Source organism: Achromobacter aegrifaciens, from assembly GCF_902859965.1.
Taxonomy (GTDB): domain Bacteria; phylum Pseudomonadota; class Gammaproteobacteria; order Burkholderiales; family Burkholderiaceae_B; genus Achromobacter; species Achromobacter aegrifaciens.
In genome coordinates this window covers 675,733-700,771 of the sequence record NZ_CADIKO010000001.1, presented here as the reverse complement: position 1 = coordinate 700,771, position 25,039 = coordinate 675,733, and the positions used below count along the sequence as shown (strand labels likewise).

The 25,039-nt window shown below is 65.5% G+C and carries 20 protein-coding genes; 6 read left to right on the top strand and 14 right to left on the bottom strand.

Annotation, left to right across the window (positions count from 1 at the left end):
- Positions 1-65: 65 nt before the first annotated feature.
- A complete protein-coding gene (locus tag HV793_RS03255) occupies positions 66-1,448 on the bottom strand; it encodes a heavy metal sensor histidine kinase (RefSeq protein WP_054452090.1) in 1,383 nt (460 codons plus the stop codon).
- Positions 1,445-2,119, bottom strand: coding sequence for a heavy metal response regulator transcription factor (locus tag HV793_RS03250; protein WP_119450383.1), 675 nt, complete (start codon positions 2,117-2,119; stop codon positions 1,445-1,447). Before HV793_RS03250 ends, HV793_RS03255 begins: the two co-directional genes overlap by 4 nt.
- A 286-nt stretch (positions 2,120-2,405) precedes the next feature.
- On the opposite strand from HV793_RS03250, the gene HV793_RS03245 reads away from it, so the two are divergent.
- Positions 2,406-3,548: a glycosyltransferase gene (locus HV793_RS03245; protein WP_175212652.1), complete on the top strand. Its 1,143-nt coding sequence runs from the start codon at positions 2,406-2,408 to the stop codon at positions 3,546-3,548.
- A 25-nt stretch (positions 3,549-3,573) separates the two neighbouring features.
- Here the strand turns inward: HV793_RS03245 and HV793_RS31025 are convergent, their stop codons facing one another.
- Together HV793_RS31025 and HV793_RS03240 are read right to left on the bottom strand one after the other, a co-directional pair.
- Positions 3,574-3,696, bottom strand: a complete 123-nt coding sequence (locus HV793_RS31025; protein WP_208949752.1) for a putative transporter small subunit — start codon at positions 3,694-3,696, stop codon at positions 3,574-3,576.
- A gap of 28 nt (positions 3,697-3,724) precedes the next feature.
- Complete coding sequence (locus HV793_RS03240; RefSeq protein WP_054452087.1) at positions 3,725-5,416, bottom strand: sodium:solute symporter family protein; 1,692 nt, start codon at positions 5,414-5,416, stop codon at positions 3,725-3,727.
- A 612-nt stretch (positions 5,417-6,028) separates the two neighbouring features.
- Between HV793_RS03240 and HV793_RS03235 the strand changes: the two genes are divergently transcribed.
- The gene (locus HV793_RS03235; RefSeq protein WP_175180553.1) at positions 6,029-7,231 is read left to right on the top strand and encodes an amidohydrolase family protein; all 1,203 of its coding nucleotides are present in this window, start codon (positions 6,029-6,031) and stop codon (positions 7,229-7,231) included.
- Here the strand turns inward: HV793_RS03235 and HV793_RS03230 are convergent.
- Positions 7,215-8,087 carry a LysR family transcriptional regulator gene (locus HV793_RS03230; RefSeq protein WP_054452085.1) on the bottom strand — a complete coding sequence of 291 codons (873 nt, stop codon included), beginning with the start codon at positions 8,085-8,087 and terminating at the stop codon, positions 7,215-7,217. The two genes, HV793_RS03235 and HV793_RS03230, sit on opposite strands and share 17 nt — an antisense overlap.
- A 129-nt stretch (positions 8,088-8,216) precedes the next feature.
- Here HV793_RS03230 and HV793_RS03225 point away from each other — a divergent pair, with 129 nt between their 5' ends.
- The 3 genes from HV793_RS03225 (at position 8,217) to HV793_RS03215 (ending at position 11,858) form a co-directional block, all read left to right on the top strand.
- On the top strand, positions 8,217-8,888 hold the full coding sequence (locus tag HV793_RS03225; protein WP_175212651.1) for an ankyrin repeat domain-containing protein: 672 nt from the start codon (positions 8,217-8,219) through the stop codon (positions 8,886-8,888).
- 329 nt (positions 8,889-9,217) lie between these two features.
- The gene (locus tag HV793_RS03220; RefSeq protein WP_175212650.1) at positions 9,218-9,706 is read left to right on the top strand and encodes a hypothetical protein; all 489 of its coding nucleotides are present in this window, start codon (positions 9,218-9,220) and stop codon (positions 9,704-9,706) included.
- Positions 9,666-11,858, top strand: coding sequence for a M48 family metalloprotease (locus HV793_RS03215; protein ID WP_175212649.1), 2,193 nt, complete (start codon positions 9,666-9,668; stop codon positions 11,856-11,858). Before HV793_RS03220 ends, HV793_RS03215 begins: the two co-directional genes overlap by 41 nt.
- Positions 11,859-11,923: 65 nt before the next feature.
- Here the strand turns inward: HV793_RS03215 and prpF are convergent, their stop codons facing one another.
- The 8 genes from prpF to HV793_RS03175 form a co-directional block, all read right to left on the bottom strand.
- Positions 11,924-13,108: a 2-methylaconitate cis-trans isomerase PrpF gene (gene prpF, locus HV793_RS03210; protein WP_175212648.1), complete on the bottom strand. Its 1,185-nt coding sequence runs from the start codon at positions 13,106-13,108 to the stop codon at positions 11,924-11,926.
- Positions 13,109-13,170: 62 nt separating this feature from the next.
- Positions 13,171-15,780, bottom strand: a complete 2,610-nt coding sequence (gene acnD / locus HV793_RS03205; protein WP_054452082.1) for a Fe/S-dependent 2-methylisocitrate dehydratase AcnD — start codon at positions 15,778-15,780, stop codon at positions 13,171-13,173.
- Entirely contained in the window at positions 15,777-16,487 is a 711-nt protein-coding gene (locus HV793_RS03200; protein ID WP_175159902.1) for a GntR family transcriptional regulator, read from the bottom strand. Before HV793_RS03200 ends, acnD begins: the two co-directional genes overlap by 4 nt.
- Positions 16,488-16,617: 130 nt before the next feature.
- The gene (locus tag HV793_RS03195) at positions 16,618-18,420 is read right to left on the bottom strand and encodes an NAD(P)/FAD-dependent oxidoreductase (RefSeq protein WP_175180555.1); all 1,803 of its coding nucleotides are present in this window, start codon (positions 18,418-18,420) and stop codon (positions 16,618-16,620) included.
- A gap of 218 nt (positions 18,421-18,638) precedes the next feature.
- The gene (locus HV793_RS03190) at positions 18,639-20,531 is read right to left on the bottom strand and encodes a sigma-54-dependent Fis family transcriptional regulator (protein WP_175212647.1); all 1,893 of its coding nucleotides are present in this window, start codon (positions 20,529-20,531) and stop codon (positions 18,639-18,641) included.
- 107 nt (positions 20,532-20,638) lie between these two features.
- A complete protein-coding gene (locus tag HV793_RS03185) occupies positions 20,639-21,610 on the bottom strand; it encodes a Bug family tripartite tricarboxylate transporter substrate binding protein (protein WP_175212646.1) in 972 nt (323 codons plus the stop codon).
- 31 nt (positions 21,611-21,641) lie between these two features.
- A complete protein-coding gene (locus HV793_RS03180) occupies positions 21,642-22,430 on the bottom strand; it encodes an alpha/beta fold hydrolase (RefSeq protein WP_175212645.1) in 789 nt (262 codons plus the stop codon).
- Positions 22,427-23,020, bottom strand: coding sequence for an amino acid synthesis family protein (locus HV793_RS03175; RefSeq protein ID WP_054452076.1), 594 nt, complete (start codon positions 23,018-23,020; stop codon positions 22,427-22,429). The genes HV793_RS03180 and HV793_RS03175 overlap by 4 nt, the downstream gene beginning before the upstream one ends.
- A 126-nt stretch (positions 23,021-23,146) precedes the next feature.
- Between HV793_RS03175 and HV793_RS03170 the strand changes: the two genes are divergently transcribed.
- Positions 23,147-24,055, top strand: a complete 909-nt coding sequence (locus HV793_RS03170) for a LysR family transcriptional regulator (RefSeq protein ID WP_175212644.1) — start codon at positions 23,147-23,149, stop codon at positions 24,053-24,055.
- 20 nt (positions 24,056-24,075) lie between these two features.
- On the opposite strand, the gene HV793_RS03165 is transcribed toward HV793_RS03170, so the two are convergent.
- A complete protein-coding gene (locus HV793_RS03165; protein WP_054452074.1) occupies positions 24,076-24,981 on the bottom strand; it encodes a LysR substrate-binding domain-containing protein in 906 nt (301 codons plus the stop codon).
- Between the last annotated feature and the right edge of the window lie 58 nt (positions 24,982-25,039).

Genomic DNA, 25,039 nt, shown 5'->3' with positions numbered 1-25,039 from the left:
ACTCGAATTGGGGGTAGGAGGCGCCACTTTAGTGACGCGCTCCACACCGCAACCTGTCGGGAGGATTACTTTCCTGTAATGTTCGGCGTCCGGGACAGCGTGAAGCCGACCTCGGTGCCCTGACCGCCGCAGCGCGCGAACGCGTTGCCGCCGTGCATGCGGGCAATGGCGCGGACGATGGCCAGGCCCAGGCCGTGCCCGTCGGCGCGCCGGCTGCGGGCATCGTCGCCGCGATAGAAGCGGTCGAAGATGCGCGGCAGCGCCTCGGCTGCGATCGGCGCGCCGGGGTTCCTGACCCTGATCTCGATCTCCTCTTGCCGGGTGATGCAATAGAGGTCGATGCCGCGTCCCCGTGGCGTGGCCCGGATGGCGTTGCTGAGCAGGTTGGCGATGGCGCGCCGCAACAGCCGCGGGTTGGCCATCAGGATGGCGGCGCCGTGCGCGGTCATGGACACGCCGGCTTCGTCCAGCGCGGCTTCGTAGTACTCGGCCACGCGGGCGACCTCGCGGCGCACGTCCACTTCCTGCAGGTCCCCCGCTGGTTCGCCGCCGTCGGCGCGGGCCAGGAACAGCATGTCGTTGACCAGCGCCTTCAGCCCTTCCAGCTCCTCCAGGTTGGATTCCAGCACCTCTCGCAGCTCCTGCTCGGAACGGGGGGACGACAGGATGACCTCGGCGCCGCTGATCAGCGTGGCCAGGGGCGTGCGCAGTTCGTGCGCCACGTCGGCGTTGAAGCCTTCCATCTGCTGGTAGGCCGTTTGCACCCGGCCCAGCATGCCGTTGAAGGTATGGGTGAATTCGCGCAGCTCGCGGTCTATGCCCTGTTCCGGCAGGCGCACGGCAAGATTGTCCGGCTGGATCCGGGCGGCCTGCTGGGACAGGCGGCGGATGGGCGACAGTGAGCGCCGCACCGCCCATGCCGACAGCACCAGCGTGGCGCCGACCCAGGTGGCGCAGATCAGGACCAGCGCGGTGGCGAAGGCATACAGGAACTGCGTGCCAGGGCGCAGGTTAACGGCCACGGTGAGCTCGGCCCCCGGCAGCAGCGTGCCTTCCAGCGGCACGCGCAGCCCGCGCATGTTCCAGCCGTCCTGCGAGTGCAGCCTGATCTCGCGGCCGGACAGCGGCCGCACGTCCACGGGTGGCGCCTCGCCGTAGAACACGCTGCCGTCGGCGAGCGTGATCCAGGTCTTGAGATTGCCGTGACCGACCATGATGTTGTCCAGGGCGCTACGCAGATCCTGCATCTGCGCCAGCGTGGTCTGCATGCCGATGAGGTGGTTGATGAGTTCCAGCTTGCCGGCCACCTCGGTGATCTCCTGGCGCTGCACCTCGCGCTTCAAGGCCCAGAACAAGGTGTAGCCGGCGATGCTGGACACCACCAGCGCAATGACGCCGAGCAGCAGCGTGAGGCGGATTTCCATCGACGCGATGCGCGGCAGCTTCATTTTTCGCGCAGCTCCAGCACGTAGCCCATGCCGCGCACGGTATGCAGCAGCTTGGTTTCGAACGGATCGTCTATTTTGGCCCGCAGGCGCCGCACGGCGACTTCGATGACGTTGGTGTCGCTGTCGAAGTTCATGTCCCAGACTTGCTCGGCCAGCACCGTCCGGGACAGCACCTGGCCGTGGCGGCGCAGCATCAGCGTCAGCAGCGTGAATTCCTTGGCGGTCAGGTCCAGGCGCATGCCGCCGCGTTGCGCCTTGCGCCGCGCCAGGTCCATCTCCAGGTCGGCAAGCTTGAGCAGCGTCGACTCCTGCCCGCGGCCGCGGCGCAGCAGGGCCTGGATCCGCGCCAGCAGCTCGGAAAAGGCGAAAGGCTTGACGAGGTAATCGTCCGCGCCGCCTTCCAGGCCGCGCACGCGGTCTTCCACCTTGTCGCGGGCGGTCAGCATCAGGACCGGCGTTTCCTTGTGCTTGCGCAGGTCCGCCAGCACGCCGAAACCGTCGACGCCGGGCAGCATCACGTCCAGCACCACCACGTCGTAATCGCCCTCGATGGCGGCGTGCCGTCCGTCGATACCGTCGCGGGCGATGTCGACCACGTAGTTGTGCTCGGTCAATCCTTTGCGGACGTAGTCCGCGAGCTTTCTTTCATCTTCGATCAAGAGGATACGCATGGGGCGCCTCGCATTCCTTGCACAAATGTAATGAGTCGGTCCGGCTTCTGTAATTGCCGACTGCGTAGAGTTCAGCGTGTCTGCCAAGTTCCCGCTTGGCGGCGCTGAAACACAAGGAGCGATCCGTGAGTGCTCGAAAATCTGTCTCGAAGAGCTTTGAAACGGCCAACGATGAAATTGCCGTTGCGGCGCATTATGCACCTTGCGCGCCGAAACGTGCACGGGGATATGCGCGGATGGCGGCCGCGGGGACCGGTCCGTCCAGGGCCTGAACCGGCGTTGCTCGATGAAGATCCTGTACACCAATTTCCATCGCGGCGATGGCGGCGGGCATACCACGTATGTGCTATCGCTGGCCGGCGCGCTGCGCGGCGCGCACGATATCGTCGTGGCGGCGCCGCCAGACAGCCGGCTGTTCAAGACGGCCCTGGCGATGCCGGGCGTGCGGGTCGAAGCGCTGGATTTCCGCGGCGGCCTGCTGGCCGCGCTGCCCAATGCACGGCGCCTGCGGCGGCTGCTGGTGCAGGAACGCTTCGACATCGCGCACGTCAACGGTTCTGCCGACCATCGTGTGTGCATGCTGGCAGGCTTGGGGCTGGGGGCGGACAGCCCTGCGGTGGTGTATACGCAGCACAACGACCGGATCGCCAGCAGCCTGGGCGCGACGCTGCGCGCCCGGCTGGCGACGGACCGCGTCATCTGCGTGTGCGAGCACACGCGCCGCAAGCTGGCGGGCAGCGCATTCGGGCGCTGCGGCCTGCGCACCGTGCGCAATGGCGTGGACGTGGAGCGGTTCATGCCCCCCGCGCCGCAGGCGAGGGCTGAAGCCCGCCGCCGTTGGCTGCCGGCTGCGCACGCGGGCCGGCTGGTGGTCGGCAGCAATGCGGGCACCGCGGACTACAAGCGCTGGCCGGACATGGTCGAGGCCCTGTCCTTGCTGCCTGTCGAGCTGCGGGCGCGTATCGTCATCATGATCGCTGGCGAGCCTCCCGGCGAACCTCAGCGCCGGCGGGTGCGCGAACTGGGCATGGAAGACCAGGTGATCTTCGCGGGCCTGCTGGACGACGTGCGGTCGTTCGTGGACGCGCTGGACGTGGGCTTTGTGCTGTCCTCGGAGATGGAGACCATCTCGTTCGCGTGCCGCGAGATGATGGCCATGGGTGTGCCGGTCATCGTCAGCAATGCCGGCGGGCTGGCCGAGAATGTGTATCCCGGGCTGGACGGCTGGGTGGTCCCGGCGCGCACGCCCGAGGCCGTGGCAGGCGTGCTGCGCGAGATCCTGGCGCAACCGCAGCTACTGGGTCCCATGGGGCGCGCGGCGCGGGAAAAGGCAGTGCGGGACTTCGCCCTGTCCCGCTTCGTGGCGGACACGCACGCGGTCTACCTTGAAGCGCAGTCGCAGGCCCAGCGTCCGTTGCGGCTGGCGTGAATGTAACGGCCCCCAGCGTACGGCCTCAGACCATCGCTTGGCCGCTGCGCCTGGCAGCGCGGATGTCCCGCCACAGCGTCACGCACAGCAGCGCCAGGATGAGGGCGGAAATGGCGGGCCACACCAGGAAGTAGAACGTCAACCACATATCAGTCTCCTTGTTGCTGAATGGATGCTCAGCCTTGGGCCGGCTGGATTTCGGGGCGTTGCACGGCGGGTGCGGAAAGGGCGTCCTGCGCTTCCTGGAAGGAAGTTACGCGGTCCGCCAACAGGCTGAAATCGAAGCGCTGCTGGTTGCGCAGGCTGAGACCGGCGCAGACCGTGGCGCTGACGCCGTAGGCGGTCAGCGAGCCCATCAGGACGATGTACTCGCGCAAGGTGCCTACGAACACGGGCAGCATGACCAGCATGCCCAGGGCGCCCACGGCGAGCGCCGCGGTGCGGCCGAAGAAGCCGAACGTCATGAGGCCCAGCACCACGCCGCCGCCGATGGCCGAGCAGATCTCGAAGAACACGGCGACCGCGCCGGTGATGGGCAGCAATTCAAAGCGCACGACGGTGAACAGGATAACCGCGCTGAGCACGGCGCTGACGAAGGCGCGGTTGTCGACGCGGTCCCAGTAGAAGCTGGCGATGACGGGGAAAACGATGGCGCCCCACAGCGCGCCGACGAACACCAGCATGACCAGGATATCCAGGCGCAGGCTGGCGAATATCACGCCAATCATCGTGGCGACGATCATGGTGATACGGCCCCACCACAGCATGCGGCGCGGATCGGGGCGGCCGCCGGCCAGGTTCTTGGCGTAAACATCAGTCATGACGATGGCAGACAGCGCGGCCAGGTCGGAGTCGGCGGTCGAAGACAGCGAGCCCACCACCAGCAGGAAGAACAGCGCAATGCCGAAGGGCGGCAGGTAGGTCGAGGCCATCTGCGGGATGATGTTGTTCATGTCGCCGTTGGCGGGCTCCAGGCCGACGAAAAGCGCCAGCAGCCCCAGCATGCCCAGTCCGATCACGACGGCGCCATATCCCGCCGTGGCCGTCAGGAACGTGGGCTTGATCAGGTCTTCGCGCACCGCGAACAGGCGCTGGGCGATGGTCTGGTTGCCGATGGCGTAGGCCAGCACGGCCACGAAATAGGGCGCGCCCTGTTCCAGGATGGCGCGGGTGGAATAGAAGTCCGCCTGGTCGGCGCTCAGGCGCCACATGTTTTCCGACAGCACGTCGGGTCCGCCCGCGTTGAAGAAGATGAGCGGGATGATGACCACCGCCGCGATGATCATGGCGGCCAGCTGCGCAAAATCCGTCATTACGGAAGTGCGGAATCCCGACCACAGCGTGTACGACAGCACGCCCAGGCCGGCGATGAGCACGCCCTGGATGAAGGTGAGCGGGCTCAGGATCGAGACCAGCGCGCCCGCCGCCGTGAAGTTCACCATCAGGCTGATGCAGCTGCCCACGATGTTCGACACCGCCATGATCATCTGGCTGGAGGTGCCGTGGCGCGCGTGTATGACTTCGGCCAGCGTATGCGCCTTGGGCGCCAGCTTGCGGAAGCGCTTGCCGAAGGGATAGATGAAGAGAATCATCAGCGCGCCCCAGAAGCCGTAGTGCAAGGGGCCCGACAGACCGTACTTGTAGCCCGAGGTGGCGCTGGCGTAGAACGATGCGGCCCAGATCCAGGTTGCGATCATGCTGGCGGTGGACAGGCCGAAGCCGACCGCGTTGTTCGACACCATGTAGCCATCGACGTTTTCGTTCTTCTGGCCGATAAGCAGCGACATGAGGAACGTCGCGCCATAGAACCCGACCAGCAGCAGGATGGCGGTGGTGGCGGATAGCTGAAAGAATTCTGTCTCTTGCATCGTCTTCGTCCTTTCTCCTTGACAGCGTGTTCATGACGGACAGTCATGGCTGCATGAAGGCCGTTTCCGCGGGATGCGATGGGCGGCAAACCCCTTTGACGCAGCCGAAACACCAGGCGAGCGGCCGTAGGCGCGATCGCATGCCTGCCCGGCGCGGACGTGACTGGACACGCCCGCGGACGGACAGCAATAAGGCACACCGTATAGGTGTCTTGCCGCCGCATAGCGCAGAACGCTGGTTGCTTTTTTACGTTGCCCGATGCGGCGAGCGATGGTCCTGCCTGGTAAGCAGGAGTTTTGTTCCGCAGCCTTTACGGCTGGGTGTGGGTGTTTCGGCGTTACACGCCGGGCCGCTGTGCGCGGCCGTGTGATGGATGCTTCCAGCGATGTGCATCGCCTGGCTGCATGCGTAATGAACTACAACAGGCGCCAAGTATAGGGACATACCCCGCGCTAGTCCAGCTTGCGTCCGCCAGGCGTGCATGCGCGGGTATCGCGAATCGCATTGGCGGGTATCGCAACACTTAATTGGCCGCCGTGCGCGCCATCCGATAAGGTGTACGCAAGCCCGGGCCATGCGTACGGCGTGGCCGCGCAAGACCGAGACGACACATGACAGACCGCGTATACCTCAATGCCGTGGGAGCAGACGGCAATCCCCTATACATGCACGTGCGCGATGGCCGCATCCTGGCGCTGGGCGCCGAGCCGCCCGTCCTGGGCGCGGCGCAGGTGACCGACCTGCGCGGACACCTGGTGCTGCCGGGCTTTGTCGACGGCCATATCCATCTGGACAAGAGTTTCGTCGGCGACCGCTGGCGGCCGCACCGGCCCGCGGACAGCCTGCGCGAACGGCTGGCCATCGAGAAAGAAGAGCTTGCGGCCGCGCCGCCCATCGAGGGGCGCGCCGATGTCCTTATCGCGCAAGCCGCGGCGTTCGGCACGGTGGCGATGCGCTGCCACGTGGACGTGGACGCCACGACCGGCTTGGCGAATCTGCATGCCGTCATGGCGGCGCGCGAGAAATGGCGCGGCATTGTCGATATCGAACTGGTGGCGTTCCCGCAGGCCGGCGTGATGTCCTGTCCGGGCACGCCGCAATGGCTGGAAGCGGCCGTGCGCGAAGGCGCCGGGGTAGTGGGCGGCATCGATCCCTCCACGCTGGACGGCGATGCCGAAGGCCAGCTGGATTGCGTGTTCGGCATCGCTGAGCGGCTGGGCGCCAAGATCGATATCCACCTGCATGAGCCGGGCGAGCAGGGCGTTGCGCAGATTGCGCGCATTGCCGCGCGCGCGCAGGCGCTGGGCCTGGCGGGTCGAGTCGCCATCAGCCACGCCTATGCACTGGGCGACGTCGGCCAGGGGGCGCTGCAGGACGTGGCGCGCAAGCTGGCCGACGCCGGCGTGGCGATCATGACGAACGCGCCAGGCGACCGGGCCTTTCCGCCGGTATTGGCGCTGCGCGCGGCGGGCGTGCGCGTATTCACGGGCAATGACAACATCCAGGATTGCTGGTGGCCCTATGGCAATGGCGACATGCTGCAGCGTGCGATGCTGATCGGCTACCGCTCGGGCTTCTACACGGACGACGATTTGTTGACGGCCTTGCACATGGCGTCGCATGCGGGCGCGGCGGTGCTGGGCCTGGACGGGTACGGCCTGCAGGTGGGCAATGAGGCGACCTTCGTGGTGCTGCCCGTGCCCAACGGCGCCGCCGCGGTTGCCGCGGTGCCGAGCCAGCGCGCTTTGTTCCGCAAGGGCGAACCCGTGGGCGAGGCGGCTCGGGCATACGCTGGCGTCACGCCGGCGGCGTGACCTGCGCGGCGCGTTGCGTGCAGAAGTCCTGCAATGCGCGCCGCAGCGCGTGACCCGCGTCGCTGAGCCGCGAGCGCGCATACAGCGACAAGTGCAGGCCGCGCGGCGCCGGAAATCCTTCCTCGGGCGTGAGCAGCCGGTGTTCGGCGCTGGCGCAGGCGGCAGGCAGCAGGCTGATCCCCAGTCCCGCGGCGACGGCAGCGCTCAGGCTGGGCAGGCTGGGGCTGGAAAAGCGCACATGCCAGGGCTTGCCGCTGGTTTCCAGCATGGCGGTCATTTCCTGGCGGTACAGCGCGCCGGACGGAAAGGCCACCAGCGGCACGGCGGTGTCGGGCGCGGGCGGCGGCGCATCGCGGGCGGTGATCCAGCACAGGGGTTCGGGCCAGTGCGCATCGCAATCGGCGTCCACTTCCCATTGCTTGACCAGCAGCAGGTCCAGTTCGCCATCGCGGTAGCGCCGCAGCAGCTGATGACTGAGGCCGCCTTCGACTTCCACGCGCAGGCGCGGATAGGCCGCTTCCACGGCGGCCAGGGTAGGCATCAGCGTGGCGCCCATGAAATCCTCGGGCGCGCCCACGCGCACCACGGCGCTGGCCTGGGCGGCGGCCACGTTTTCGCGCGCCTCCTCAGCCAGCCGCAGGATGCTGCGCGCATAGCCCAGCAGGCGCTCGCCCTCCTCGGTGGGCAGGACATGGCGCTGCGTGCGGTCCAGCAGGCGGCAGCCCAGGTTCTCTTCCAGCCGGATGACGTGCTGGCTGACGGTGGATTGCGTCAGGTGCAGGTGTTCGCTGGCGCGGGTGAAGTTGCCCGTGTCCACGACGGTAAGAAAACTGCGCAGCAGGACGGGATCTAGCATTGGGATGTCCACTCGAATCTATCAAGCCAATTAATTTCATAATACTTGGGCCGGCCGCCATACTTGGAATCTCACGGGGCCGCGAGTCCATCCGGCCGGCCTCAGGCTGTTGATCTGGAGGAAACATCGATGTCTATCTTTCGTGCGGGCCGCCTTTGGCTGGCGGCATTCCTGTTGGGGATGGGAGGAGCGGCCGCTGCCGCAGCCCCGGACACTGCGCTGTTGACCGCCGCAGGCAACGGCGACGCGGTCCGCGTCAAGCAGCTGCTTGAGCAAGGCGCCGGCGTCAATGCGCGCGACGCGCAAGGCAATACGCCGCTGCTGCGCGCCACCCAGGGCAATCATGTCGAGGCGGCCCGCGCCCTGATCGAGGCCGGCGCCGACGTCAACGCGCAGAACTCGATCCGCGACAGCGCCTATCTGCTGGCCGGCGCCCGCGGCTATCGCGAGATCCTGGCGCTGACGCTGGCGCATGGCGCCGACCTGAAAAGCACCAACCGTTATGGCGGCACGGCGCTCATTCCCGCCTGCGAGCGCGGCCACGTCGAGGTGGTGGACATGCTGCTGCGCGCCGGCGTGGACCCGGACCATGTCAATAACCTGGGCTGGACCGGCCTGCTGGAAGCCGTGATCCTGGGCGACGGCGGCGCGCGCCACCTGGCGATCGTCAAGCGGCTGATCGACGCCGGCGCCGCCGTCAACCTGGCCGACGGCAAGGGCGTGACGCCGCTGCGCCATGCGCGCGAGCGCGGACAGGTCGAGGTTGTGCGCCTGCTGGAGGCGGCGGGAGCGCAGGGCTGAGGTGCTTGCGCAGGACAAAAAAACGGGGCTTGAAAGCCCCGTTCTTCATCGTGTAGATAGCCGGCGGTCGGCTAGAACTCTGCCGGAAAATTTAGCGAAATGGCTATGCATTGCCTTAACCTGCGACTTCTTATCGTAGAAACAGAGACAGCAGCGTGGTCTTGCCGTTGACGCTGGAACAACTGGATAGACGTAATTTTTAACTAGGAAGCTATAACTATGGTGATAGCAAAGGAGCTTATATAAACTTTTGAAGGCCTTTCTTAATTTTGGGAAGTGCTTCTCTGAGGTTCATCCAAGATCGAGCCGAATGACTAACGGGGAAAATAATGAAAATAAGCGAAGGAGAGCTCCGGGTGTGGCAGGCTATCGGGAAAGTACTTGAGGAGGAAGAGCCCGCCGAATATGAGCTTCTGCCAGATATCATTGAAGCGCGACGCATGGCTACTGCGGAAATAGGCAGGCAACCAGGGGCGTTTGACGCCAGCGAAATACCATTGATGGCGGGGGCACTGTTTGGTGTGGCGGCTCCAGTGATACAGGCTATCTGGCCGAAAATTTTTGACGCGCTATTGGATGTAGGTAAGGATGCTCTCAAAAAAGCATTAGATCGCCGCGCGGTGAGGTCCACTGCCCCCACTATGTCAAATCGCATTTCTGTCTCGGCGCAACAGATCCGCGTGGCTATTGTTCACGCTGCCGTCGCACGTAAACTTAGCCCTCGAACAGCGGAGTCATTGGCCGATGCGCTTATCGCGCAGTTCTTAGGAGCTAGTGATGACGATTCCGGCAAGACTCAATCAACTCCAACTCGTTGATGACACGAGAATCGGCTTGTTGCTTATATGGGCCTATATGGTCCTAGACGCCACGCAGCAAAGGGATTTGGGCGCGTTTTGGTTGACTTGGTGGACGGGAAACAGTAGCAGAGACGCGCGATGGTCAGTATTGGAAAGCGCGGTTCAAGTGGTGCTGGTGTTGAGCTTGGCGGGGGCGATCGGCTATTTTCGCCTGCGTCGGCTGCTATCCCGCGTCAGGCCCAGCAAGCTGTCAGATACAGATGCAGCGTTGGATGCTGGGGCAAGCAGCATCGCCCAGGGTGTAGTAAAGCGTAGCCCTCTCTTTCTTACAACATCCAACCTTACAGATACCAATGCTTGCTGTGTTCTGAGTTTTCCCAGGCAGTACGTCATTATGGGAGGTGGCCTCAGGCTGCTGTGGAGGAAGGCACCGGCGCAAGCGGCGGCAATTCTCGCACATGAGTGTATGCATTTGGCGAAGCGAGATACTCTGTTGCTGATTGGAACCTGGTATACGTTTATTGCCTATTGTCTATTGTTAGTTATCAATTTTTCATTGAGCCAAGCATACTTTTGGAGTCAGTTCGTCGAAAAAATTCCTTCTTGGAAAGAGGCAGGATTAGATGTCGCCAGAGGGGTTGGCCCGAACGTGCTTGTGATAGGTGTGGCAGGTTTTCCCTCAGCGATTAGTGCTTTGGTGATTGGCCTTATCCTACGCCACATGATGCGTTTGCGCGAGTTCATGGCTGATGAGGGAGCGGCACAACATGGCTACAGGCAAGGCATTGCCGATAACCTGGCGCGGCTAGCTCAGGATAAGCCGTTCGCCTTTCGGTTGCTGCGTTCATTTCATCCTTCTGCGCGCGACAGGTTTGAGCGGCTTGTGACCGGCGCAGGGTGGGCGCGCGTCGATCGGCTATTTTGTTTCGCCGCCGGATTGATAATTGTCAGAGTGGCCTCCTCGTTACCACAACCTATAAGACTTTCCTGTGACACGGCGAAAAATAACCAGATTTTTTGGAATGAGTTAGTTGCCTGTGTGCAGACAGATATGTATTTTTTTCCAGTGCTGCTGTGTTTTTTTGCTATTTTTATGGGGCTGAGCTTTCTGGTTTTTCACCATGCCTATCGGACATTGATGACGCGTCGCGCGCGAGGGCGCTATTGGGGTGATACCGTGCACACCATGGCTGAGGTTTGGGGGTTTGCAACGCTGGGCGCGATCTTGGGTATGCTTAGTACGAAAACAGTGCTGACTACGGCTGGGGAAATTCTCCTATTGGGGGCTGTTCCAACGTGGAATAAAGTTGATGTTGCGATAGGGTTTTCTATTTCCGCGTCGCTTATCTTTCTGGTGATGACAATTGCGTGTGGTCTAGTGGTGGAGTATGCCGCCAAGAGACCTGTTTCTTCAGGGATGCTTCGCTCGATAGGATTCGGTGTCCTAATTCTGATGTTGTTGTTTTTTTCGCACGGTATTGTTAATTATCTGCCAGCATTGATATACGAGTATGGAGGCATTTTTAGATTGAAATCTGTGGAAGGCTGGGGCGTTGTTACAAATCCGGTTATGGGATCGTTGCCTTCGTTGCGAGAGAGTTTTTTATTTTGGTGCGGATTGGTTTTGTTGATTGTTTTTGCTTCATATATTTGGGCAAAATTCCGCGTTGAAAGAGCGTATTCGCCAAGTGATTTGAATCAGGAAAGATTGCTTCCCAATTCGGATTTTCCAATGTGCGAATTATCTATGCTTTCATCCGCCGTAAAGCCTACCTGTTCGGTTAGGCCTGGAGGAGGTGTGTGTTCGGTCGCTGTTTCTGGCGCAGTAGTCTTGGCTTTGTTTTTATTGCCGCTTAGGCCGCAGAAATTGGAACCGCCGACCAAGTTCAGCTTTGATTACCCATACGGAGATAAGGCTGGTATTCGCGTTTGGGCAAAAAATGATGAGGGGTTATGGTCTGAAAGATATCCCGATGGGAAAATCTATGGGGTTTTCCGTGAGACGGGACGAATCCGTCAGGAGGGATGCGTAGGCACAATTGTCGAGCGCCAGGATCTCGCGACCTTCAAGGTTTTTATTCCTGACAAGGGCTGCAAGAAGATGTGGCTTTGGGCCAGAAGTGGGGAGGAGAAATGGGCGTTTTTAGGGGAAATGAAAAAAATTGATTGAAAATAGGGTTGAGCTCGTGGTGCGCCGGCGGGCCGAGTCTCCCGCCGGCTCTTGGACTGAAAAAATCAGAACCCCTCGCGCGGCACGTGCACGCAGCCTTCCATCAGCACGCGGGCGCTGCGGCTCATGATGGCCTTGGTGACCTTCCATTCGCCGTCCACGAGCTGGGCTTCGGCGCCGACGCGCAAGGTGCCGGACGGATGGCCGAAGCAGACATTGTCGCGTTCGCCGCCGCCCGCGGCCAGGTTGACCAGCGTGCCCGGCACCGCCGCCGCGGTGGCAATGGCGACGGACGCGGTGCCCATCATGGCGTGGTGCAGCTTGCCCATGGAGAGCGCGCGCACCAGCACGTCGATGTCGCCCGCGCCGATCTTCTTGCCGCTGGAGGACACGTATTCCTTGGGCGCCGCCACGAAGGCGACCTTGGGCGTGTGCTGGCGGCTGGCGGCCTCTTCCAGTGTCTTGATCAGGCCCATGCGCAGCGCGCCGTGGGCGCGGATGGTCTCGAAGCGCGCCAGCGCGGCGGCGTCGCCGTTGATGTCGTCCTGCAGTTCGGTGCCGCGGTAGCCCAAGGCTTCGGCGTCCAGGAAGATCGTGGGGATGCCGGAGTTGATCATGGTGGCCTTGAACGTGCCTATGCCAGGCACTTCCAGGTCGTCCACCAGCTTGCCGGTGGGGAACATGGAACCGCCGTCGCCTTCCTCGGCCGGGTCCATGAATTCCAGGCGCAGTTCAGCCGCCGGGAAGGTCACGCCGTCCAGTTCGAAGTCGCCGGTTTCCTGCACCGCGCCGCCCGTCATGGGGACGTGCGCGATGATGGTTTTCTGGATGTTGGCCTGCCAGATGCGCACGACGGCGACGCCGTCCTGCGGCACGCGGGCGGGGTCGACCAGGCCGTTGGTGATGGCGAACGGCCCGACGGCGGCGGACAGGTTGCCGCAATTGCCGCTCCAGTCCACGAAGGGCTGGTCGATGGAGACCTGGCCGAACAGGTAGTCCACGTCATGGTCGGGGCGCGTGCTTTTGCCGATGATGACGGTCTTGCTGGTGCTGGAGGTGGCCGCGCCCATGCCGTCGATCTGCTTGCCGTAGGGATCGGGGCTGCCGATCACGCGCATGAGCAGCGCGTCGCGCGCGGCGCCGGGCACGCGCGCGGACTCGGGCAGGTCGTCGAGCTTGAAGAACACGCCTTTGCTGGTGCCGCCGCGCATGTAGGTGGCGGCTATCTTGGTCTGGGGAGCATGGGTCATGGGGCAGTCCTGATGATGGGTGTTGGGGCGGGCGCCGCGGCGCCCGTCCCGCCTATGGCGGATCAGCCGGCTTTCTTGTCGGCGCCGGAAGCTTCCAGGAAGTCCTGGGCAAAGCGCTGCAGCACGCCGCCGGCTTCGTAGATCGAGACCTCTTCGGCCGTGTCCAGGCGGCAGGTCACGGGGACTTCGACGGTTTCGCCGTTGCGGCGGTGGATCACCAGCGTCAGGTCGGCGCGCGGCTTGCGCTCGCCGATGACGTCATAGCTTTCGGTGCCGTCCAGGGCCAGCGTCTTGCGGTTCACGCCCGCCTTGAATTCCAGGGGCAGTACGCCCATGCCGATGAGGTTGGTGCGGTGGATGCGTTCGAAGCCTTCGGCGACGATGGCTTCCACGCCAGCCAGGCGCACGCCCTTGGCGGCCCAGTCGCGCGACGAGCCCTGGCCGTAGTCGGCACCGGCCACGATGATCAGCGGCTGCTTGCGGTCCATGTAGGTTTCGATGGCTTCCCACATGCGCATGACCTTGCCTTCAGGTTCCACGCGGGCCAGCGAGCCTTGCTTCACCGTGCCGTCCGCGTTCTTCACCATTTCGTTGAAGAGCTTGGGGTTGGCAAAGGTGGCGCGTTGCGCGGTGAGGTGGTCGCCGCGGTGGGTGGCGTAGGAGTTGAAGTCCTCTTCGGGCAGGCCCATCTTGTGCAGGTATTCGCCCGCGGCGCTGTCCATCAGGATGGCGTTGGATGGCGACAGGTGGTCGGTGGTGATGTTGTCGCCCAGCACGGCCAGCGGCAGCATGCCGCGCAGCGTGCGCTCGCCTGCCAGCGCGCCTTCCCAGTATGGCGGGCGGCGGATGTAGGTGCTCTGCGCACGCCAGTCGTACAACGGGCTGACGGCGGCCTTGCGGTCGTCCTGGATGCCGAACATGGGGGCGTAGACCTTGCGGAACTGCTCGGGCTTGACCGCCGACTTCACCACGGCGTCGATCTCTTCGTCGCTGGGCCAGATGTCCTTGAGACGGATCTCGCGGCCGGCGGCGTCCGTGCCGAGCACGTCGCGCTCGATGTCGAAGCGGATGGTGCCGGCAATGGCATAGGCCACGACCAGCGGCGGCGAGGCCAGGAAGGCCTGCTTGGCATAGGGATGGATGCGGCCGTCGAAGTTGCGGTTACCGGACAGCACGGCGGTGGCGTAGAGGTCGCGATCGATGATTTCCTGCTGGATGACCGGGTCCAGCGCGCCCGACATGCCGTTGCAAGTGGTACAGGCGAAGGCCACGACGCCGAAGCCCAGCTGTTCCAGTTCCGGCGTCAGGCCGGCTTCGTCCAGGTACAGCGAGACTGCCTTGGATCCCGGCGCCAGCGAGCTCTTGACCCAGGGCTTGCGGGTCAGGCCCGCGCGGTTGGCGTTGCGCGCCAACAGGCCGGCGGCGATGACGTTGCGCGGATTGCTGGTGTTGGTGCAGCTGGTGATGGCGGCGATGATCACGGCGCCGTCGGGCATCTGGCCGGGATTGTTTTCCACCACGCCGGAGATGCCGCGCTCGGCCAGGTCGCTGACCGGCAGGCGGCGGTGCGGATTGGACGGACCGGCCAGGGTGCGCACCACGCTGGACAGGTCGAAGCGCAGCACGCGTTCGTATTCGGCCTGCTTCAGGCTGTCGGACCACAGGCCCGTGGTCTTGGCGTAGTTCTCGACCAAGGCGATCTGCTCGTCCTCGCGGCCGGTCAGGCGCAGGTAGTCGATGGTCTGCTGGTCAATCGAGAACATCGCGGCGGTGGCGCCGTACTCGGGCGCCATGTTCGAGATGGTGGCGCGGTCGCCCAGCGTGAGGCTGGCGGCGCCTGCGCCGTAGAACTCCAGGTAGGCGCCCACGACCTTCTCCTTGCGCAGGAATTCGGTCAGGGTCAGCACGATGTCGGTGGCGGTGATGCCGGGCTGCGCGCGGCCGGTGAGTTCCACGCCGATGATGTCGGGCAGGCGCATCCACGAGGCGCGGCCCAGCATGACGTTCTCGGCTTCCAGGCCGCCCACGCCGATGGCGATCACGCCCAGCGCGTCCACGTGCGGCGTGTGGCTGTCGGTGCCGACCAGCGTGTCGGGGAATGCCACGCCGTCCTGCGTGTAGATGACGGGCGACATGCGTTCCAGGTTGATCTGGTGCATGATGCCATTGCCCGGCGGCACGACTTCGATGTTGCGGAAGGCCTGCTTGGTCCAGTCGATGAAATGGAAGCGGTCTTCGTTGCGGCGGTCTTCCACGGCGCGGTTCTTGGCGAAGGCGTCGGGGTCGTCGCCGCCGTATTCCACGGCCAGCGAGTGGTCGACGATCAGCTGCACCGGCACCACCGGATTGACCTTGGCGGGGTCGCCGCCCTTGTCGGCAATGGCGTCGCGCAGGCCGGCCAGGTCGACCAGCGCGGTCTGGCCGAGAATGTCGTGACAGACCACGCGCGCCGGGAACCACGGGAAGTCCAGATCGCGGCGGCGCTCGATCAGCTGCTTCAACGCGTCGGTCAGCATGGCCGGATCGCAACGGCGCACCAGGTTTTCCGCCAGCACGCGCGAGGTGTAGGGCAGGCGGTCGTAGGCCCCGGGCGAGATCGCCTCGACGGCGGCGCGGGTGTCGAAGTAGTCCAGGCGGGTGCCGGGCAGGGGCTTGCGGTAGTTTTGGTTCATGCCTCGGTGCGCTGCAGGTTGCCCTGCGCGATCTGCTGTTCGATGTTGATACGGGATGCGCGGATGTGGCGGCGCATCAGGATTTCAGCCAACTCGCCATCGCCGTCGGCGATGGCATCCAGAATGCGGTGGTGTTCGGCGTAGGCCTGCCGGGGGCGGTTGGGGGTGGTCGAATACTGGATGCGGTACATGCGCGCCAGCTGGTAGAGCTCGTCGCACAGCATGCGGAACAGCATCTGGTTGCCGCTGCCCTTGACGATGCGGTAGTGGAAATCGTAGTCGCCTTCCTGCTGGTAATAGCCCAGCCCGGCCTGGAAGGCTTCATCGCGTTCGTGCGCTTCCAGCACGGCGCGCAGCTCGGCGATTTCCGAGGGCGGCATGCGTTCGGCGGCCAGGCGGCAGGCCGTGCCTTCCAGCGATTCGCGGATTTCATAGAGTTCGGACAGTTCCTGCTGCGACAGCGACACCACGCGGGCGCCGGCGTGGGGCACGCGCACCAGCAGCTTCTGGCCTTCCAGGCGGTGCAGGGCCTCGCGCAGCGGGCCGCGGCTGACGCCATGGATGCGGGCCAGCTCGGGCTCGGAAATCTTGCTGCCGGGGGCGATTTCACCCTTGACGATGGCGGACTGGATCTTGCGGAATATGTGTTCCGCAAGCGTCTCGTTGTCGCCGGGGGCGGCGCCGGGCAGGGTCAGCACCTTGCTCATTGTGTTGACAATCTTTCCGCTATGGGAAGAAAAATTCGGAAAAAAGCGCCGTGTGACGCAAGATTGTCAACAATTTACCTCGGCGGCGGGGCGGGCGCAAGCCCGCCCCTATGGGACGCAGGGCGGGCGCCTAGCGCTTGTGGTGCACTTCCTGCAAGCCATAGACCTGCACCGGCACGGCCACCTGCCGCGCCTTCAGCTGCAAGGACAGGTACTGCGAGTAGTGCCGCGACTGGTGCAGGTTGCCGCCATGGAACCAGAGCGCTTCCTGCTGCGTGGGCTTCCACATGTTGCGCTGCTCGCCCTCCCATGGGCCTGGGTCCTTGGTGGTGTCCGAGCCCAGGCCCCAGCACTTGCCGACCTTGTCCGCGACCTCGCGGTTGATCAGGTCGGCGGCCCAGCCGTTCATCGAGCCGTAGCCGGTGGCATAGACCACCAGGTCCGCCGGCAGGCTGACGCCGGACTTCAGCACCACGGCGTCGCGTGTCAGGTGGCTGACGTCGGTGCGTGACTGCAGCTTGACGCTGCCGTCGATGATCAGATCGCAGGCGCCGACGTCGATGTAGTAGCCGGAGCCGCGCCGCAGGTACTTCATGAACAGGCCCGAACCGTCATCACCCCAGTCCAGCATGAAGCCGGCCTCTTCGAGCTTGGCGTAGAACCCGGCGTCGCGTTCGCGCATCTGGTCGTAGAGCGGGATCTGGAACTGCGCCATGATCTTGTAGGGCAGGGACGCGAAAGTCAGGTCGGCCTTGCGGGTGGTCATGCCATTGGCCAGCGCCTGCTCTGAATACAGGCCGCCCAGGCCGATGTCCATCAGCGTGTCGGAACGCACGATGTGGGTGGACGAGCGCTGCACCATGGTGACGTTGGCCCCGCCTTCCCACAGCGCCGCGCAGATGTCGTGCGCGGAGTTGTTGGCGCCGATGACGACCACGTTCTTGCCGCGGTAGGCGTCGGGACCGGGGTGTTGCGAGGAATGCTGCTGTTCGCCCTGGAATTCGTCCTGGCCGGGGAAGGTGGGGACATTGGGCTTGCCGGACATGCCGGTGGCCAGCACCAGCTGCTTGGGCCGCAGCACCACGGGCTTGCCCTCGCGCAGCACCGTGACCTCCCATTCCTGTTTCTGCTCGTCGTAACGGGCCGACTGGCAGACGCTGGAGGTCCAGTAGTTGAGCTCCATGATCTTGGTGTACATCTCCAGCCAGTCGCCGATCTTGTCCTTGGGCGCGAAGACGGGCCAGTTCTCAGGAAAGGGGATGTAGGGCAGATGGTCGTACCAGACCGGGTCGTGCAGGCACAGGGACTTGTAGCGCTTTCTCCAGCTGTCGCCGGCGCGTTCGTTCTTTTCGATGATGATGGTCGGCACGTCCAGTTGGCGCAGGCGTGCGCCCAGCGCGATGCCGCCTTGGCCGCCGCCGATGATGAGCACGTAGGGCTGGGTCTGGTAGCCCAGTTCGGCGGCTTCCTGCTCGCGTTTTTCCAGCCAGGTCTGGCGCGTGCGGCTGCTGCCGTGTTCGGCGCCCTTGGGACGGCGCAGGCCGCTGGGTTCCTCGTGCCCCTTGAGTTCGGACATGGTGGTCAGCAGCGTCCAGATCTTGCCGTCCTGGACGCGGATGTGGCCGTAGCCGCGCGCGCGGTTGGTCTCGATCTCGATCCAGCCTTGCAGCAGGCCGGCCTCCTGCGACACGGTTTCCTTCGGATCCAGGCTGAAGCGCACCGGCTCCACCTGCGACAGCTGGTGTTGCAGCATGTCGCGGATCTGGCCATGGCCTTCGAGCGTGCGGATGTTCCAGGTGAACAGCACCAGGTCGCGCCAGTAGCAGTCATCCTGGAACAGGGCCGCGACGCCGTCGATGTCCTTGTTGCCCAGCGCTGTGTTCAGGCGCGTGAGCACGGCGTCCAGGGCGGCGCCGGCTTGATCGGTCTGCATGTCTAGTCTCCTTGCCCGTGGCGGGCGATCGTTGTCGTGGCGGACCGGGACATGGTCCGCTGGCGGCCCCGGCCTGTGCCGGCCGGTGGGCGTCGATAACGATCAAGCAATCGGCATGCCAGCCCTGGCGCGCAGGAGAGCTGGACTGGATGCCGTGGCGCCGCGCCACACCTGTGGCGCAAGGGTGTGGCGCCTGGGGTGGCGCCCGGCCGTGGGCCTCAGGAGCGCGAGGAGACGCCGTGGCGCCGCATCTGGCGATGCACGGTGGAGCGGTCCACGCCCAGGCGCCGCGCCGCTTCGGAGACGTTGCCGCCGCAACTGGCCAGCATGGCGCGCAAGGCGGCTTCTGCCGGGCTGGCGACGGCTGCCTCGGGCGCCAGTGCGTCGGGCAGGTCGGCGGGTTCGATCACGCCGTTCTCGCACAGCGCGGCGGCGACCGCGATGGCGTTGGCGAGTTCACGGATATTGCCGGGCCAGGCATGCGCCTTCAACGCCATCAGCGCGGCGGGCGCCAGCACGGGGGCGCCGGACTCGTCCTGGTGGCGCGCCAGCAGGCGGGCGATGAGCCATTCCAGGTCCGCACGTTCGCGCAGCGGCGGCACGGTCAGCGTGGCCGCATTGATGCGGTAATAGAGGTCTTCGCGGAAGCGCCCCTCGCGCACCAGGGCGGCCAGGTCGCGGTGCGAGGCCGACACCAGGCACAGGCGCACGGCGCGCGGGGCGTTGGCGCCGATGGGCGTGACCTCGGATTCGGCCAGCACGCGCAAGAGGCGGCTTTGCAGCGCCAGCGGCATGTCGCCGATCTCGTCCAGGAACAGGGTGCCGCCGTCGGATTCCTCGATCAGGCCCTTGCGGCCCTTGGCCGCCGCGCCGGTGTAGGCGCCGGGCAGGTAGCCGAACAGCTCGCTTTCGATCAGCGATTCGGGAATCGCCGCGCAATTCACGGCGACGAAGCGCCCGGCGCGCTGGCTGCTGTCGTGGATGGCGCGGGCCAGGTATTCCTTGCCGACTCCGGTTTCGCCTTGCAGCAGGAGGGGCAGCCCCTGCCGGGCCAGTTTGGCTGCGCGCGTCAGCATGGCCGCCATGCGAGCATCGCCGCCATCCAGACCGCGCAGCGCGGACGGCGCGCCGCGCACGGCGACCGAGGTTCCGCGCGCGTGCCGGTTGGGTTCGATGGCGTGCGCGAACAGCGCGTTGCCGTCGCGGGCCGCGATCAGGCGTTGCTGCGGCGCATGGGCGCGGGTGTAGCGCGGCAGGTCATCGAGCTGCACGTCGAAGAAACGGGTGACGGGCTGGCCGATCAGGCCGGCGGGATTGCGCCAGTCCAGGCCGGCGGCGCGCGCCAGCAGTTTGGCGCCGGTATGCGTCATGCCCAGGATGCGGCCGGAGCCGTCCAGCGAGATCGCGGCCTCCGGGTCCACGTCCAGGAATTCGGGCGAGCGCGCGAAGCGCAGCACCCATTCGTTGCTGGTGCGCGCCATCAGGTTGGCCATCTCGATGCGCCGCGTGGTGCTGGTGACCAGGTGCAGCGCCAGGTTCTGGCTGGCTTTCAGGATGGGCGAGCTCAGCAGCGAGATGTCCAGCACGGCCGCGAGTTCGCCGTCGGCGTTGTAGATGGGGGCGGCAGTGCAGGACAGGGGCGTGTGGGTGTTGTCGAAGTGGTCGGTCTGGTGGATGGTAAGGGCTTCGCCGCTTTCCAGGCAGGCGCCGACGGCGCAGGTGCCGGCGCGGCGCTCCGACCATTCCGACCCCAGATACAGTCCGGCCTTGCGCAGGCTGGCGGTCTGCTGCGCGTCGCCCAGGAATTCCACGGTGACGCCCTGGCGATCGGCCAGCAGCAGCACGTAGTTCTGGCCGGCGACCTGGCGGAACAGATGGTCCAGGCCGGACCTTGCAATGGAAATCAGCGCTTCGGACTGCTGGCGGTGTTCGCGCAGCCGGCCATCCGGCACGATATAGGCCTCGCAGGCCTGGGCGGGATCCAGCCGGTACTGGTCCAGGCAGCGCAGCCAGCTGCTGACCACGTGCGCGTCGCGCTGGGTGGGGCGGCCCTGGCCGACTTGTTCGATCTCGCGGATATGGGCGGAGTGCAGGGATTCCTGACTAGGCATGTCGTCTCCATGTTGCGCCCGATCTGCGCCGGATCAACGGCCAGCATGCACAGAGGACGACACGCCTGTAAATGCTGGTTATCCAGCATCGGGACGTATGGGGGACGCTACAGGTCGACCTTGACCTTGCCGGCCTGCACCAGCCCCGCCACGTCGCGGATTTCCGCCAGCAACGCCTGTTGCAGCTGCGCGGGCGTGCCGCCGGTGGGCTGGAAGCCCTGTTCGCCCAGCTTGGCGCGCACCGTCTCGGTCTGCAGCGCGCGGTTGATGCCCTGGTTCAGCGCCGCGATGGCGGCTTCCGGAGTGCCGGCCGCGCAATAGGTGCCGAACTGGATCTGCGCCGAGAAGCCGGGGTAACCGGCTTCCGCCACCGTGGGAATGTCGGGGTACTTGGGCAGGCGTTCCGGGCTGGTCACGGCCAGCACGCGCAGGCGTCCGCCTTGCAGATACGGTTCCACCGCTGCGACGGTGGCGACCACCACCTGGATCTGTCCGCCCAGCAGGTCCGTCATCATCGGACCCGTGCCGCGGTAGGGCACGTGCAGCATGTCGATGCCGCAGGCGGCCTGCAGCAATTCGGTGGCCAGATGTTGCGGCGTGGCGTTGCCGGGGGAGCCGAAGGTCAGCCCCTTGGGCTCGCGCTTGGCCTGGGCGACGAGTTCGCCCAGGGTCTTGGCAGGCAGGTCCGCATTGACCGCCACCATGTAGGGCGAACGCGCAATCGGGCAGACCGGCGCCAGTTGCTTGAGCACGTCCTCGGGCGGCTTGGCGTAGTAGCGCACCGATGGCACCAGGCCGGCAAACAGCAGCACGCTGCCATCCTTGGCGCCGTTGGCGGTGTAGTCGGCGCCCAGCATGCCGCTGGCGCCGGGTTTGTTCTCAACCACCACCGGGCGGTCCAGCGCGCCTTCCAGCGTGGCGGCGATCACTCGGCCCAGCACGTCGGTGCCGCCGCCGGGCGGGAAGGGCACGATGACGCGCAAAGGGGCTTCGCGCGCGCTGGCGGCGCCGCCGAGCGCTGCGCCCAGCGGCGTGAGCGCCAGGGCCGCCATGTTCTTCAGGATGGTTCTGCGATTCATATTGTTTGTCTCCGTATCCACTCTACGCGGGCTAGGCCGCGCTTGGCGCGCCGGCAGCCGGCAGAAAAAATCCATGCAGCGCCGCCGCTACGATGGCCGGTTCCTCCACCGGCAGCATGTGTCGCTGGCCTGGCACCACACGCGCCTGCGCATGGGGCAGCGCTTCGGCCAGTTCCCGTGTCATGCGCGGGGTCGAGCCGACGTCCAGTTCGCCGGTCAGCGCCAGCGCGGGACAGGCGATGTCTGGCGCGGCCTGCGCCAGGATCGGGTCGCCCTGCGCGAACACGCGGTAAGCGGCCAGGAAGCTGGCGCGGTCGTTGTCCAGCAGGCGCTGGCCGATGCTGGCCACGCGCTCGGGACGCCGGGCCTGGAACGCGGGCGTGAACCAGCGCTGCAGCGAGACCTGGGCCGCGGCTGCGGGATCCTGCGTGGCAGCTGCTTCCAGCCGCGCCAGCACGGCGCGCGTTTCGTCCGCGCTGCGGCGGAACACCGTGCTCAGCAAGGCCAGGCGCGTGACGCGTTGCGGGCGTGCGGCGGCATAGGCGCCCGCGATCAGGCCGCCCATGGAATAGCCCAGCAGATTGGCGCTTTGCCAGCCGGCGCGATCCAGTTCCGCGTCCAGCTGCGCGATGTAGTCCTGCACCGTCACTCCATCGGCGACGGCGGGGGCGCGGCCATGGCCCAGCATGTCGTAGCGCAGCACCTCGAAATGCGGCTCCAGCAGCGGCGCCAGATCGTCCCACAAGGTGTGGTCCAGGCCGACGCCATGCAGCAGCACTAGCGGTACGCCGCGGCCCGAACGGCGAAAATGCGCGCTCATTTGGCCTGCGCCTCGCGTTCCAGTTCCTGCAGGTCGGAATAGCGGTTGCCGATCCGATGATGCGGACGGCCCGAGGTCGCCGCGCCCAGGGCGATCACGATTTCGTCGGGGGCGGGCGCGTCGTTGATGGTTGTCTGCACGGTCAGATAGTGCGAGCGCAGGCCTTCGTCGAGCTTGTGCATCAGCGGCACGGTGATCACGCAGCCGGGGCCGCCGCGCATATTGGTAAAGCTCAGGTAGCTGGTGCCGCCAACCGCGCCGCGATAGGCGTTGCCGAAGCGCAGGGTGTGGATCAGCGCCGAGGCGTGTTCGACTTCGCCGGCCGTGCCTACGACCGCGGCCTTGCCATAGGCTTCAACCTGGTCGGCCGAGCCGGCCTGACGCAGGATTTCCGCGACCAGCAGCTCGCCCAGCGGCGGCGCGGCTTCCAGGATCTTGGGCCGCAGGTCTTCCTGGAACGGCTGGCCGGCCCAGGGATTGCGGATCACGGCCGCGGCGATGACCATCACCAGCGGGCGCTCGGCGGCGCGACCGCCTTCGATCAGGGTTTTTTCCACATAGCTGACTACCTTGCGCACTTGCAAAGACATAACCGCTGCTCCAGTACCTGTAGGAATGAAAGACGCGGCCATTGTTGAAGGCAAGGCGGAGTTTTGACAATCCAAATTAACTCAAGTTAATTTCGGAAAATCCGAATTTTCTGCAGCCCTGAAGCCATGTCCGTGCCCTTGAAGATCCAGCATCTGCGCCAGTTTCTGTTGGCGGCCGACCACGGCAGTTTCCGTCTGGCGGCCGAAGGCACATTCCGTTCGCAGGCGGCCGTGTCGGCGGCCATGCAGGATCTTGAGCAGCAGCTGGGCGCGCCGCTGTTCGAACCCGGCAAGCGCGCGCAGCTCACGCCCCTGGGTATCGCCGTGGCTCCGTTATTCCGCGAACTGCTGTCCACCCACGACCGGGTGCTGGACGCGGCGCGTCAGTTCGGCCTGGGCAGCCAGGGACCGGTATCGCTGGCGGTGATGCCGTCGCTGGCCGACGAGTGGCTGCCGCGTTTGCTGGAGCGCTATGCGCGCAGCCACCCCGCGATCCGCATCCGCGCCGTCGACGAGTCGTCGCAGGATGTGCACCGGCTGGTGCTGAGCGGTGAGGTGCAGGTAGGGGTGGCGGGGCAGGTGCCGCGCACCGCGGAGGTGGCGTTCGCGCCGGTGGCGCGCGACGCGTTCGGCCTGGTGTGCCGCAAGAGCCATCCGCTGGCGCGGCGGCGCGGCCCCGTGCCCTGGTCGGCGTTGGCGGGCGAGCGCCTGATAGGCAATGCCACCTTCGACACGCTGAAGAACCGGCAACTGGGCAGCGCCATCGAGGACCCGTTCATGGTGGTGTCGAACCGCGCGTCGCTCCTGGCCAGCGTGGTCAGCGGGCTGGGCGTGACGGTGCTGCCGGTGCTGGCGCGGCCGGCCGCCGCGACCGGACTGGCCTTCGTGCCGCTGGCCGAACCCACGGTCGAGCGCATCGTCGGCGTGCTGACCCGCAAGGAAGAAACGCTGCTGCCGTCGGTGGCTGCCATGCATGCATTGGCCCTGCGTTCCCTGGCCCAGTTCACGCGCCGCAAGGGCGCGATCCTGGTATAGCGACCAGGCGTGCTGCGGCGCTAGACGCCGCAGGCGTAGATCATGAACTGGCGGAAGGCTTCGGCGGGCTTGGCCAGCCGCGCTTGCGGATGCCACAGCAGCCCGGCCTCCATGGGCGGGACGGCATCGGTAATGGGTACGGCCTCGATCTTGCGGCCCTCCAGCGACCACGGACGGTAGACCATGTCCGACAGCATCGTGACGCCGAAGCCATGCGCAACCAGCCCGCGAAGCGCCTCCATCGAGCGCGTGCGGAAGGCGATGTCGGGCTGCAGGCCGTGGGCGCGCCAGTAGGCCAGCGCGGAGCGTTCGCCTTCGTCCATTTCCAACAGGATGTAGGGATAGCCGGCAATGTCGGCCAGCGACGGCGCCGATGCCTGCGCCAGCGGATGGCCGGACGCGGTCCATAGCTGCCGCCGCGAGCGCACCAGCACCTGGTGGCCGAAGCGCTCGCGCCGTTCCACGTTGGACAGCAGCGCCACGCCCAGCTCGACCTCGCCGCGGGTTACGGCGGCTTCGATCTCGGGCCGGTCGAGGTCGACAAGGTCCAGCTCCACGTCGGGATAGCGCCGCCGGAAGCGCGCCAGCAGGTCGGGCAGGAAGTAGCCCAGCACCGTGTAGGACGCGGCGATCCTCACTGCGCCGCGCAGCGCATAGCGCTGGAAGCCGGGTTCACGCAGGGCGTCGTCCAGCGAGTCGAGCACTTCACGCGCCCGCTGGTGGAAGTTATGCCCTTCGGGCGTCAGGGTGACGCCATGCGGATGGCGGTCGAACAGCCGCACGCCCAGTTGCGCCTCCAGCGCCAGGACGGCGTTGGTGACCGCGGATTGGGAGACATGCTCGTCGGCGGCGGCCATGGAAAACCGGCCGGTCCGGGCGGCAGCCGCGAAGTAGCGCAGTTGGCGCAGGGTGACATCGTTAGCCATCTGTTTAGCGAATACCTGATACCTGAATATATGAATATACGATAACCAGTCTGCTTCC

Coding starts and splice junctions, on each gene's coding strand:
- HV793_RS03255 (WP_054452090.1), bottom strand. CDS start 1,448: ATGAAGCTGCCGCGCATCGCGTCGATGGAAATCCGCCTCACGCTGCTG.
- HV793_RS03250 (WP_119450383.1), bottom strand. CDS start 2,119: ATGCGTATCCTCTTGATCGAAGATGAAAGAAAGCTCGCGGACTACGTC.
- HV793_RS03245 (WP_175212652.1), top strand. CDS start 2,406: ATGAAGATCCTGTACACCAATTTCCATCGCGGCGATGGCGGCGGGCAT.
- HV793_RS31025 (WP_208949752.1), bottom strand. CDS start 3,696: ATGTGGTTGACGTTCTACTTCCTGGTGTGGCCCGCCATTTCCGCCCTC.
- HV793_RS03240 (WP_054452087.1), bottom strand. CDS start 5,416: ATGCAAGAGACAGAATTCTTTCAGCTATCCGCCACCACCGCCATCCTG.
- HV793_RS03235 (WP_175180553.1), top strand. CDS start 6,029: ATGACAGACCGCGTATACCTCAATGCCGTGGGAGCAGACGGCAATCCC.
- HV793_RS03230 (WP_054452085.1), bottom strand. CDS start 8,087: ATGCTAGATCCCGTCCTGCTGCGCAGTTTTCTTACCGTCGTGGACACG.
- HV793_RS03225 (WP_175212651.1), top strand. CDS start 8,217: ATGTCTATCTTTCGTGCGGGCCGCCTTTGGCTGGCGGCATTCCTGTTG.
- HV793_RS03220 (WP_175212650.1), top strand. CDS start 9,218: ATGAAAATAAGCGAAGGAGAGCTCCGGGTGTGGCAGGCTATCGGGAAA.
- HV793_RS03215 (WP_175212649.1), top strand. CDS start 9,666: ATGACGATTCCGGCAAGACTCAATCAACTCCAACTCGTTGATGACACG.
- prpF (WP_175212648.1), bottom strand. CDS start 13,108: ATGACCCATGCTCCCCAGACCAAGATAGCCGCCACCTACATGCGCGGC.
- acnD (WP_054452082.1), bottom strand. CDS start 15,780: ATGAACCAAAACTACCGCAAGCCCCTGCCCGGCACCCGCCTGGACTAC.
- HV793_RS03200 (WP_175159902.1), bottom strand. CDS start 16,487: ATGAGCAAGGTGCTGACCCTGCCCGGCGCCGCCCCCGGCGACAACGAG.
- HV793_RS03195 (WP_175180555.1), bottom strand. CDS start 18,420: ATGCAGACCGATCAAGCCGGCGCCGCCCTGGACGCCGTGCTCACGCGC.
- HV793_RS03190 (WP_175212647.1), bottom strand. CDS start 20,531: ATGCCTAGTCAGGAATCCCTGCACTCCGCCCATATCCGCGAGATCGAA.
- HV793_RS03185 (WP_175212646.1), bottom strand. CDS start 21,610: ATGAATCGCAGAACCATCCTGAAGAACATGGCGGCCCTGGCGCTCACG.
- HV793_RS03180 (WP_175212645.1), bottom strand. CDS start 22,430: ATGAGCGCGCATTTTCGCCGTTCGGGCCGCGGCGTACCGCTAGTGCTG.
- HV793_RS03175 (WP_054452076.1), bottom strand. CDS start 23,020: ATGTCTTTGCAAGTGCGCAAGGTAGTCAGCTATGTGGAAAAAACCCTG.
- HV793_RS03170 (WP_175212644.1), top strand. CDS start 23,147: ATGTCCGTGCCCTTGAAGATCCAGCATCTGCGCCAGTTTCTGTTGGCG.
- HV793_RS03165 (WP_054452074.1), bottom strand. CDS start 24,981: ATGGCTAACGATGTCACCCTGCGCCAACTGCGCTACTTCGCGGCTGCC.